The following is a 12,067-nucleotide window of genomic DNA, read 5'->3' as shown; positions in this document are numbered from 1 at the left end:
GTTTACTCTGCGTTGTCTAAGAATTCCTTAAACTTTTCAGCCCATTTATCAAAAAAGCGTTTCCGCTCTTTAGGTGTATCTTCTATCTCTTCTTCGTCTGTATTCTGGTCCTCCGGGCCATCCTGAGATGCTTCCATGGTAGAAAATGACGTGGCTTGTTTAAATTTTGGTTTGCTTTTCAAGCTGTTCAGCACCAATCCCACGGCCGTAGCATACATAGGGCTGGTTGTTTCACTGTCTGTATCTCCGGCGAGGTGTTCGTTGGGATATCCAATACGGGTGTCCATGCCGGTGATGTACTCCACCAATTGTTTAATATGTTGAAGTTGTGCTCCTCCACCCGTTAAAACGATACCGGCGATCAGTTTTTTCTTCTGTTCTTCATGCCCATAGTTCTTGATCTCCAAATACACCTGTTCAACGATCTCAACGACTCTGGCATGTATGATCTTTGAGAGGTTCTTCAACGTGATCTCTTTTGGCTCACGACCTCTTAATCCGGGGATAGAAACGATCTCATTGTCCTTGTTCTCACCCGGCCAGGCCGAACCAAATTTTATCTTTAAAAGTTCTGCTTGTTTTTCGATGATGGAGCATCCTTCCTTGATGTCTTCGGTAATTACATTTCCTCCAAATGGGATGACCGCCGTGTGACGAATGATTCCGTCCTTAAAGATGGCGAGATCGGTAGTTCCTCCACCAATATCGATCAATGCGACTCCTGCCTCTTTCTCTTCCTGGCTCAATACGGCATTTGCCGAAGCTAAAGGTTCCAAGGTAATACCAGATAATTCCAATCCGGAACTCTTTACACACCTTCCAATATTGCGAATAGAGGATACCTGACCCACGACCACATGAAAATTAGCTTCCAAACGACCGCCGTACATTCCAATAGGTTCTTTGATTTCGGCCTGTCCGTCAACTTTAAAATCCTGGGGCAGTACATGAATGATCTCTTCTCCCGGAAGCATCACCAGCTTATGCACTTGATTGCAAAGACGGTCAATATCGCCTTCGTCAATTACTTCATCGCTATTGGTCCTGGTAATATAGTCGCTGTGTTGCAGGCTCCGAATGTGTTGTCCCGCAATGCCCACTACTACTTCTTTGATCTTGATCCCCGAGGAAGTTTCCGCGTCTTGAACCGCTTGTTGAATGGATTGAATAGTTTGGGTAATGTTGTTCACAACACCGCGATGTACACCAAGACTTTTGGATTTACCAATGCCAAGGATCTCCATTTTCCCGTACTCGTTCTCTCTACCAATCATGGCAACAATCTTGGTAGTTCCAATATCTAAACCTACAGCTATGTTGTCGTTTTCCATTCCCTTATTTTTTTGTGGCTACCACTTGATTTTCAAATTGTAAATTCACCAAACCGTAGCTTGAAAGCGTACTGTCTTGTTTCGTTTTCTTATAAAATGCCTTGAAATTCTGAAATTTCTTCTCGATGCCTGTTGGTTTTCCAAACAACACCTTACAATCGTGTTTTCGCAATCTCAAATCGATGGTTCCGTTACTGTGTACATGGACTCCCACGACAGTACTCTTCATAAAAGCATCTTCTTTAATTTTTAAAAGCAGGGGCGTTACTTCTGAAAATTCCGACACTGATGTTCCGGTGATCAAGGGTACTCTGGCTGAATAAACCGATGACAAAGGCATCTTCTTCCCGTCGCTATCCAGATAGAAATGTGGCGAAGCAGCAACTCTCGCGATGGGCTCGCGTTGTTCAATTTTCGCCCCTAATACCCCGTCCACAGTTACAAATACCTCGGCATCACGGATCATAGGGTTTTTCAATAGCCTATCTTCCATCTCTTTCAAAACTAAAGTTTCTTTATCGATACTCGTAACGCTGTCCTTATTTTGTATTAACAATTTATTAACCGTGTTTACCGTGATAAATGGGTCGTTCTCATCAACAAACTCAACTTTTATTTCTGTTAATTTTCTGCTTTCGTTTCTGCTTTTCGAAAAACTAAACAAGAAGACAACGAGTGCACTTAAAACCATAAATTTTATAAGACCCCAATTAACTTTCATGACTCAAGATTTTAGTGATTCTTTCTACTTCAGCTCCAATATCACCGGCGCCTACAAGCATTTTAATACGACATCGGGAGGCTTGTATCTTACGAGCCAAATGCTCTTTGGTAACTAATTCTTTAGTTGCTGCGGAAATTTGATCGAGCAACCATTCAGACGTAATTCCTTCCATGGGTTCTTCCCGTGCCGGATATATATCAAGGAGCAGGATCTCATCGAATTTTGAAAGGCTTTGTGCGAAACCTGAAGCAAAATCTTTGGTTCTACTGAATAAATGTGGCTGAAAAACAATCAATTTCTTATCTTCCGGGTACATTTCTTCCACTGCCTGATGCAATGCATCGATCTCGGTGGGATGGTGTGCATAATCATCTATAAGAACCAAGTCATCCCGTTTTATCTTGTAAGAAAAGCGTCGTTGTACTCCTTTAAAATTTTGTAAAGCTTTGGGCAGGCCGGGTGTTGGGATACCGGAAAGAATGGCCATGCCCAAAGCAGTTACAGCATTGTGTAGGTTATGATGTCCGGGCAGATTAAAAACAAGATCTCGTAATATGATGTTGGGTGTCTTAAGGTCAAAATGATAAACTCCGTCCTCGATTCGAATGTTCTGCGCCTCAAAATCAGCTGCCTCGCCCACTGCTACGGTTTGCCCCTCTAAAGGCAATCCTTTTCGAAACAACAAATTATTTGCATCGGGAAGTAATGCCGTAAAACTTTTAAATGCTTCTTCTATGGTTGCAGAATCGCCATAGATATCCAGGTGATCTGCATCCATTGAGGTCACGCAAGCGATATCGGGTCGTAAGGTGAGAAATGAACGGTCGAATTCATCTGCTTCTACCACGGTGATCTCGGTCCCATTGCTTATAAAGTTACTGCCGTAATTCTCTGCAATACCTCCAAGGAACGCTGTAACAGGCATATCGCACGCAGCCAAGAGGTGTCCTAAGATCGCCGACGTGGTGGTTTTCCCATGAGTACCGGCTACCGCAAGACACAAAGAATTCTCTGTGACCGCACCAAGAAGTTTGGAGCGTTTCACAACAGAGAACCCTTCCGAAGTAAAATAATGCAAGAGTCGACTCGAACCCGGAATTGCGGGTGTATAGACGATTAGTGCGTTTTCTTTATTCTGAAAGGCTTCAGGAACTTCACCAACAGCATCCACATAGGTTACATCAATACCCTCATTTACCAAAGCTGCGGTAAGATCGGTGGGTGTCTTGTCATATCCCGAAACTGTTTTTCCCAGCAATTTACAGTAACGCGCCAAGGCACTCATCCCGATACCTCCAACACCTACGAAATATATGGCCTCTATGTCCTTCATCTCTTTCATGACGCGTTATTCAATAATTTTTCGATCTCTGCAACAATCATCCGGGTCGCATTGGGCTTTGCCAGTTCCTTTATATTCTCTGAGAGGAGCTTACGGGTATTCTCCGACTCTACTAGCGCTGTGAACTCTGTTTCGAACTTATCGCTGAGCTCACTTTCCTTTATTACTAATGCTGCATTTTTTTCTGAAATTGCGATAGCGTTCTTTGTTTGGTGGTCTTCGGCAACATTGGGCGAGGGGATGAACAATACTGGTTTTCCCACGAGGCATAGCTCAGAGACCGATAATGCCCCTGCGCGCGATATAATGATGTCGGCAGCAGCATACGCCAAATCCATGCGGTTTAAATAAGCGTGAACTTGAACCGAACGAGTACCTTCATTTTTATAGGTTGTTTCATAATGCGCTCCGCACTGCCAGATCACTTGTAAATCAAGACGCTCGAAAAACGGAAGGGAGGTTGCGATCAATTCGTTAATACGTTTGGCACCTAGGCTTCCGCCCAGAACGAGCAGTGTTTTTTGTGAAGGATCCAACTTAAAAAAGGATTGCGCTTCAGTACGCTTTGATTCCACTGCAAGCAGATCCTGTCGCACCGGGTTTCCGGTGAGGGTTATTTTTTCAGAAGGAAAGAACGCATCCATTCCTTCATAAGCGACACAAATGCGTTGTACCTTGCTCCCCAACCATTTATTGGTGATCCCGGCATGACTGTTTTGTTCTTGTATCAAACAAGGGATCCTTCTCATGGATGCAACCCGAAGCAACGGTGCACTCGCATAACCCCCGGTTCCAATGGCAACGTGAGGCTTGAATTTTTTAAGGATGCCTCGTGCCCTTATAAGACTTGAGGCTAATTTTAAAGGAAACAGCAGGTTTTTAATTGTCAAATTTCGTTGTAACCCGGAGATCCATAAACCTTCAATGGCGTAGCCTGCCTGTGGTACTTTTTGCATTTCCATTCTGTCCTTAGCCCCAACAAATAGAAATTGGGCTTCCGGATAGCGTAATTGCAACTCGTTCGCAATTGCTACGGCCGGATAGATATGACCTCCGGTTCCTCCTCCACTTATGATGAATCTATAGGGCTTCACTTAATATATCTAAAGGGTTCTCTTCTTTTTCTTCTTTTTTAATTACTTCTCGCTTGGCACTCACACTTAGTACCATCCCCAAGGCCAAGCAAGTCATCCATATCGCACTTCCACCGCTACTAATTAGCGGGAGGGTCTTCCCGGTAACCGGAAACAATTCCACCGCAACACCCATATTGATAAGGGCTTGAAATACAATAGGCAATCCCACTCCAATGACCAGCAATTTTCCAAAGACCGATACCGCCTTATAAGCAACGATCACCAGCCGGAACAAAAGGAATAGATACAACGACATAAGAAATAGCGCGCCCAGTATTCCAAATTCCTCTACAATGATCGCATAGATAAAATCGGAGGAGGATTGTGGTAAAAAGTTCTTCTGAATACTCTTTCCGGGACCTAAACCGGTCACCCCGCCCGAAGCGATGGCGATCTTTGCCTTTTCAATTTGATAGTCGGCTTCTGTGTCTTCACCGTTGGTAAAATTATCTATACGACTCATCCAGGTATCCACACGATTGGGGAATAGCGTAGGAAATGCTTTTGCCGTAGTAATGAACAAGGTGAGGAACAACAGTCCTGCTCCCAAAATAATGCCTAAATACTTCACAGGGTATCCCCCTACAAAGACAAGCATCACCACCATGCTGAAAAGGATGGCGGTGGTTGAAAGATTTGCAGGCAGTATCAAGGCCAATACGATAAAAACCGGAAGCCACAAAGGCACTATGGTTTCCTTAAAAGTGATCGCCTTATCCTTAATTCGGGAAAGATAACGAGCTACATAAGTTAGTAACACTACAGATGCCAAGGTCGACGTTTGAAAAGTGACCCCTACAAAGGGAACACGTATCCATCTGCTTGCATTCGCTCCTTCTACGGTAGTACCTTCAGACAAGGTGATCAATAGCAAAATAATAACAATAGGAAGTGCAATGATCGAAAGTCCTCTAAAATAGTGATACGGGATCTTATGCACGCCGTAAAGTATGGCAAAACCTAATAATAAATGCGCAAAGTGTTTCAGCAGATAAGGAAGGGTACTTCCATCACCATACAAATAGGCCAAATTACTACTGGCACTATACACCGGTAAAAAGGAAAAGAGCGCCAGTAATCCTACGACCGCCCAGATCGCTTTATCTCCCTGTATATGTTGAAAAATCGCACGCATTGATTTAAATTATTTTATAGGTTTCGTACGGCATCTTTAAATTGTCTTCCCCGGTCCTCATAATTCTCAAAAAGATCGAAACTGGCGCAAGCCGGTGAAAGAAGTACGGTTTCGCCTCTTTCGGCCATTCGATACGCTACCTGCACAGCATCCTGCATGGACTGCGTTTCCACCATGACATCTACTACATTCCCAAAGGCGTTGACGATCTTTTCGTTATTAACACCCAAACAAATAATCGCTTTTACTTTTTCATTGACCAAAGGCAATAGCTCACTGTAGTCATTACCTTTATCTTCTCCGCCAACGATCCAAACGGTAGGAGTTTCCATGCTGTCCAAGGCATAAAAGGTAGCGTTGACATTGGTTGCTTTTGAGTCGTTTATATAAAGTACCTTGTTGATTCGAAGTACTTTTTCCAAACGATGTTCCACGCCTTGAAAACTTTCTAAACTTTCCCGGATCGTGGCTTTTCTAATTTTTAGCAGCGTTGCTACCGTAGACGCGGCCATGGCGTTCTTGATGTTATGTTGACCTTGTAATCCTAATGTTGCAATTGGCATAGTGAGATTGGTATTATCTATTGTTAGTATTATTTGTTCATTTTTTATGTATGCACCTTCTTCTAGTTCTTTTTTTACCGAAAAAGGTATTTTCTTAGATCGTATGGGATGTGTGGCAAGCCATTTCGCTATTTCTTCATCATCGGCATCGTAAATGAAATAATCACTTGCTGTCTGGTTCATTGTTATCCGGAATTTGGAAGCGATATAATTTTCGTACTTGTAATCATATCGATCCAGATGATCCGGACTCAAGTTTGTAAGCACTGCAATGTGCGGTCGAAAATTCACGATTCCATCCAACTGGAAACTGCTCAATTCCAAGACAAAGTGCTCGTATATATCTTCGGCCACTTGCTCGGCAAAGCTCTTCCCTATATTTCCACCCAACGCTACATTCAATCCACCGTTCTTTAGCAGTTCATAGGTAAGCGTTGCCGTTGTGGTTTTTCCGTTGCTGCCGGTAATTCCAACGATGGTCGCTTCGGTGTATTGAGAAGCAAACTCTATTTCAGAAATAACAGGGATTCCCTTTTCCTTCAATTTCATTACTACAGAAGCGGTATCCTTGATCCCCGGACTTTTCATCACTACAGTTGCTGAAAGTAATGTTGCTTCGGTGTGTCCCTCTTCTTCCCATTCGATCTCATGATGTAAAAGAACTTGTTTGTACTTGTCTTTAATTTTTCCGAAGTCTGAAACAAACACCTCAAACCCCTTCTTTTTGCCTAAAATGGCAGTTCCTACCCCACTTTCTCCTGCTCCTAATATGACCAACCTACCTGCCACTACTATCGAATTTTCAATGTGACGATGGTAAGGATTGCCAGAAAAATCCCGACGATCCAGAATCGTGTAACGATCTTACTTTCGTGAAACCCCTTTATTTGATAATGATGGTGCAGCGGTGACATTCTAAAAATGCGTCGTCCTTCACCAAACTTCTTCTTCGTGTACTTGAACCAGCTTACCTGCATCACCACCGATAGGTTCTCCATTAAAAAGATCCCGCAAAGAATAGGGATGAGCCATTCCTTTCGAATTGCAATGGCGATCACAGCGATGATCCCTCCAATGGTCAAACTTCCTGTATCCCCCATGAATACTTGAGCGGGATAGGCATTGTACCAAAGGAATCCAATGAGTGCTCCTACAAAAGCCGTTATAAAAATGGTAAGTTCTCCCGTGTTGGGGAGGTACATGATGTTGAGGTAGTCTGAAAAAATCACGTTCCCGGAAACCCATGCAAAAATGGCAAGGGTGAGCGCAATTATGGCCGAGCTTCCGGCGGCAAGACCATCGATCCCATCGGTGAGGTTGGCTCCATTGGATACTGCCGTTATGATAAAGATCACAATAGGAATAAAAATGAGCCAGGCATATTTGGCGTAATCGGGTCCTGCCCAAGCGATAAGACGTTCGTAATTAAACTCATTCTCTTTCACAAACGGAATCGTGGTCAATAGTGTCTTCTCGGCATCATAAAATTCCCGAGGTGAATTTTGGGTAATGGATTCGACACTGTTCACCGGATTGACCTTTTCTCGTTTCACAGTAATGTCCGGATGGAAGAACATGGTCGCACCTACTATAATTCCTAAACCTATCTGCCCGACAACCTTATACCGTCCCGCAAGACCTGCTTTATCATTCTTGAATTTTTTTAGATAATCATCTATAAAACCAATCGTTCCCATCCAAAGCGTCGTAATAAGCAATAAGATCACATAGATGTTCTCCAAACGGGCAAAGAGCAACACAGGAACCACAGTGGCCAAAATAATAATGATCCCTCCCATGGTAGGCGTCCCGGCCTTTTCACTCTGGCCTTCCAAACCAAGGTCACGTATAGTTTCACCCATCTGTTTACGTCGCAGATAATTTATGATCTTCTTGCCGTAAACCGCTGCGATGAATAAAGACAAGATCACTGCCAAAGCTGCTCGGAAGGTGATGAACTGAAACAGCCCGGCCCCCGGTAGTTGGTAGGTTCGTTCTAAATATTCAAACAAATAATACAGCATGGTCTACTTATTTAGGGCGTTGATACATTCATTCACTACTTTAAAATCGTCAAAATCGAAACGTTCACCTTTTATCTCTTGATAGGTCTCATGTCCTTTCCCGGCTATGAGAATAATATCTCCCTGATTCGCCAACTGACAGGCCGTTCTAATGGCCTGCTTCCTGTCGGTAATGGAAATTATTTTTTTAAAGTGCTCCGGCGATACGCCGGCTTCCATCTGTTTGATGATAGTGTCCGGGTCTTCGCTTCTGGGATTATCGTTGGTAAAAATGACCTTATTGCTAAGAGCGGCTGCGATCTGCCCCATCTTCGGACGCTTTTCCACATCCCGATCTCCGCCACATCCAACCACGGTGATAAGCTCTTCATTACCGGTTCTTATGCTATTGATGGTTTCCAATACATTCTGTAAGGCATCGGGGGTATGAGCATAATCTACAATACTGGTGATATTGGTAGACGAAACCCGATACTGAAAGCGACCATCGACACTTTCCAGTGTGCTCATTAGCTGCAGGATCTCCAGTGTTTCTAATCCTAAAAGATCGGCAGTGGCGTAAATGGCAAGCATGTTATACGCATTGAAATTCCCTATGAGCTTTACCCATAATTCATTGTTGTTGATCTTCAGCAGCAGACCTGTAAACTGATTTTCTAAAATCTGAACCTTATAATCGGCATACGACTTGAGTGCGTAGGTGTATTTTTTAGCAGGCGTGTTTTGAAGCATCACAGTACCATTCTTATCGTCTATATTGACAAGTGCAAAAGCCGACTTTGGTAGTTGATCAAAGAACTTCTTCTTTACATCCCGGTACTCGGCAAAATCTTTGTGGTAATCTAAGTGATCGTGCGATAGATTGGTAAAAATGCCCCCTGCGAATTGAAGCCCCTCCGTACGTTTTTGATGGATTCCGTGTGAACTTACTTCCATAAAACAGTAGGTTACACCTGCATCGACCATTTTCCGGAGATATTTATTGATCGTTAAAGAATCGGGCGTCGTATGAGTCGCCTTGTGTTCCACATCCCCAACCATGACCCGTACGGTGGAGAGCAACCCCACTTCGTAGCCGGCTGCTTTAAAAAGATTGTATAATAGAGAGCTTACCGTAGTTTTACCATTGGTACCGGTCACGCCAATTAGTTTAATTGCTTCGGAAGGATTCTCGTAATAATTGGCAGCCATTAAGGCAAGCGCCCGATGCGCATCCACAACCTGAACATAAGTGATCCCGTTAATGATCATACTGGGAAGCGTCTCACAAATAATCGCGATCGCTCCTTTATCGGCCGCCATTTTTATAAAGTCATGTCCGTCGGTTTGTGTTCCCCGAACTGCTACGAACACATCGTTCAACCCTATATTTCGGGAGTCGAATTCAAGATTGGTAACAGCCACAGAGGTGTTCCCAATCACCTTTTCGATGGTTACCTTATAGAGTATGTCTTTAAGCAGAATCACGATAATTTTAATAGTATTTGTGTACCTTGTTTTAAAACCTCTCCCGGTTCTATTGACTGTGAGGTCACGTTACCGTTCCCTTCAATTCTTACCTTTAATCCAAGATTCTCCAAAAGAGAAACGGCATCCATCCCCGCCATTCCCTTTACATTGGGAATTTTCTCATAACGGGTCTGCACCTTGGCATAGTAATTCTCAAAATCCATTGCAATGGCAGGATCTGAAGTATCAATATTGGCGATCTCTGCTACGGTGGGTGCGTCTGTAAAGATCTTTTGCGCAATACGCTTAAAGACCGGTCCTGAAACATCTGCGCCATAATAGCCTTTCTTAATACTGGGTTTGTGGATCACAACAATGCAGGAATATTTTGGATTCTCAGCCGGAAAATATCCCGCGAAGGAAGAAACATACCGTCGGTTTTCACGCCAATCGTCCATCCAGTACTCCGTCTGTGCGGTCCCGGTCTTTCCTGCCATGGAAAAATGGGGTGAATACAACGATTTCCCCGTACCGCGCTTTACAACATTTTTTAGGATCTCTTGGATCTTTTTCAAGGTTTCGTCGGAACAGATCTTCGTGTCGATCACTTTGGTATCGTAGCTTTCCACTTTTCGGTTCCAGGCACGAACCTCCTTAATAAAGCGAGGTTTCACCATGACCCCGTCATTGGCAATGGTGTTGTAAAAACTAAGGGTTTGTAAAGGAGTGAGCCGAAGGTTATACCCGTACGATATGGATGGTAAAGCGTTCTTAGACCATTTGCTGTGACCGGGTTCCGGAATAAAAGGCTCCCCTTCACCTTTAATGGCAACGCCAGTTTTTTCGGTGAGATGCCAACTTTTGAAACGGTTGATCAATTTTTTCGGATTGGCGGCATAATTTTCATCAATGATGGTCGCCAGACCAATGTTGGAGGATACCTCCAATGCTTTGGCGGCAGAGATCTTTCCGAAGCCACCCCGATGAGAGTCATAGATCTTTCTGCCATAAAAAGCCTTTACCCCTTCCTTGGTATCGACCACGGTGGACGTATCGATCACTTTATCTTCCAATGCAGCCATGAGCGCCATCACTTTAAATGTAGAACCGGGTTCATGTGATTCTCCAATGGCGTAATTCAATTTTTCGTAATAGGTGCCGTCGTTGGTCCTGCCAAGGTTCGAAACGGCTTTGATCTCACCGGTCGCCACCTCCATTACGATCACCGTTCCGTGCTCGGCCTCGTAATATTCCAATTGTTTTAAAAGTGCATGATGCGCAATGTCCTGAATGTTCACATTTATGGTAGAAACGATATCGTAACCATCCTGAGGTTCTACCTCATTATCATCATACACCGGTTTCCATTGCCCCTTGGCAATCTTTTGCTTCAGCCGGTGTCCTTCCTTGCCTTTTAATAGTTCATGGAAAGCTCCTTCCAGTCCTACTGCATAGTAACCCGGTCTGTCGTAGGCCTCATCCCCTACGGTACGCTGGGCGATCTTCCCTATTGGATGTTCACGCACCGTACGTTGTTCTACGATAATCCCTCCTTTGTAGGGACCAAGACGGAACAACGGCATTTTTTTAACACGCATATAGTCGGAATACCCCAGGTTCTTTGCGACCAACATGTAGCGGTTCTTGTTGGCGCGTGCTTTCCGAAAACTGTTTTGATAGAAAGAGGCCGGTTTTCCAAACATCTTGGAAAGCTCTATGGAAAGCGGCACCATGTGCTCTTTAAAATTCTGGGATGTAACCGTTACGGCATCAAACCGAATGTCGTACTTGGGTACAGAGGTCGCCAGTAAGCTTCCGTCATCGGCGTACACATTTCCTCGATTGGCCGGGATGGTAAAGTTTTTAGTTGTGTTCTTAAGCGCAAGGTCTCTATACTTTTCGCCTTCCACAAATTGAATTTTTATCAAGTTCACGGTAACAGCGATCGCAAAGACGAACATACATCCGGCGACAAAATACAAGCGGTTCAATATGTTCTTTTCCTCTATGGCCACCGCGTTACTTTTTTGTTGTTATCTTGATTTTTTGTGGCGGCGTGACCGAAGGTTGTAATCCCCGCCGGGCCATCGCCGCAATGATCTTGCTTTCCATCTTTGTTTGCATGAGCCGCATGCGCACATCTACATATTCACTTTTTAATTCTTTTACCTCGTTATTTAGTTGTGCGATGCGATGCACTTTTTTATCGGCACTGTGCGAGCTTGCTATCATGATAAGGGCCAATACCGAAAGGAAGATGATAAACCGCCAGTTCTTAAAAGCATCATCGCTTATTAAGAATTTTCCTTTCATGATATTGTAAAAGCTCTTCTTCATTTGTTTCGCAGGTATGCTTTTCTCTT

General features: G+C 43.8%; 10 protein-coding genes. All 10 read right to left on the bottom strand.

The window, feature by feature from the left end; translation table 11 throughout:
- Positions 1-2: 2 nt before the first annotated feature.
- From ftsA to JS40_RS12865, 10 genes are read right to left on the bottom strand one after another with little or no spacing between them, the layout of a single operon-like run.
- Positions 3-1,331, bottom strand: a complete 1,329-nt coding sequence (gene ftsA, locus JS40_RS12910; RefSeq protein ID WP_034261218.1) for a cell division protein FtsA — start codon at positions 1,329-1,331, stop codon at positions 3-5.
- Positions 1,332-1,335: 4 nt separating this feature from the next.
- Positions 1,336-2,052: a cell division protein FtsQ/DivIB gene (locus JS40_RS12905; protein ID WP_034261216.1), complete on the bottom strand. Its 717-nt coding sequence runs from the start codon at positions 2,050-2,052 to the stop codon at positions 1,336-1,338.
- Positions 2,042-3,397: a UDP-N-acetylmuramate--L-alanine ligase gene (locus JS40_RS12900; protein WP_034261214.1), complete on the bottom strand. Its 1,356-nt coding sequence runs from the start codon at positions 3,395-3,397 to the stop codon at positions 2,042-2,044. The genes JS40_RS12905 and JS40_RS12900 overlap by 11 nt, the downstream gene beginning before the upstream one ends.
- Positions 3,394-4,491, bottom strand: coding sequence for an undecaprenyldiphospho-muramoylpentapeptide beta-N-acetylglucosaminyltransferase (gene murG / locus JS40_RS12895; protein ID WP_034261212.1), 1,098 nt, complete (start codon positions 4,489-4,491; stop codon positions 3,394-3,396). The genes JS40_RS12900 and murG overlap by 4 nt, the downstream gene beginning before the upstream one ends.
- Positions 4,478-5,668 carry an FtsW/RodA/SpoVE family cell cycle protein gene (locus JS40_RS12890; protein WP_034261211.1) on the bottom strand — a complete coding sequence of 397 codons (1,191 nt, stop codon included), beginning with the start codon at positions 5,666-5,668 and terminating at the stop codon, positions 4,478-4,480. Before JS40_RS12890 ends, murG begins: the two co-directional genes overlap by 14 nt.
- A gap of 14 nt (positions 5,669-5,682) precedes the next feature.
- On the bottom strand, positions 5,683-7,020 hold the full coding sequence (gene murD / locus JS40_RS12885; RefSeq protein ID WP_152558184.1) for a UDP-N-acetylmuramoyl-L-alanine--D-glutamate ligase: 1,338 nt from the start codon (positions 7,018-7,020) through the stop codon (positions 5,683-5,685).
- 2 nt (positions 7,021-7,022) lie between these two features.
- Entirely contained in the window at positions 7,023-8,255 is a 1,233-nt protein-coding gene (gene mraY, locus JS40_RS12880) for a phospho-N-acetylmuramoyl-pentapeptide-transferase (RefSeq protein WP_034261209.1), read from the bottom strand.
- 3 nt (positions 8,256-8,258) lie between these two features.
- A complete protein-coding gene (locus JS40_RS12875; RefSeq protein WP_034261207.1) occupies positions 8,259-9,722 on the bottom strand; it encodes a UDP-N-acetylmuramoyl-L-alanyl-D-glutamate--2,6-diaminopimelate ligase in 1,464 nt (487 codons plus the stop codon).
- On the bottom strand, positions 9,719-11,719 hold the full coding sequence (locus JS40_RS12870; RefSeq protein ID WP_034261205.1) for a penicillin-binding protein: 2,001 nt from the start codon (positions 11,717-11,719) through the stop codon (positions 9,719-9,721). Before JS40_RS12870 ends, JS40_RS12875 begins: the two co-directional genes overlap by 4 nt.
- 4 nt (positions 11,720-11,723) lie before the next feature.
- Positions 11,724-12,041: an FtsL-like putative cell division protein gene (locus JS40_RS12865; protein ID WP_034261204.1), complete on the bottom strand. Its 318-nt coding sequence runs from the start codon at positions 12,039-12,041 to the stop codon at positions 11,724-11,726.
- Between the last annotated feature and the right edge of the window lie 26 nt (positions 12,042-12,067).

Source organism: Altibacter lentus (assembly GCF_000746845.1).
GTDB classification, from domain to species: domain Bacteria; phylum Bacteroidota; class Bacteroidia; order Flavobacteriales; family Flavobacteriaceae; genus Altibacter; species Altibacter lentus.
The sequence above is the reverse complement of the archived record's forward strand: the minus strand, read 5'-3'. Positions and strand labels throughout refer to the sequence as shown.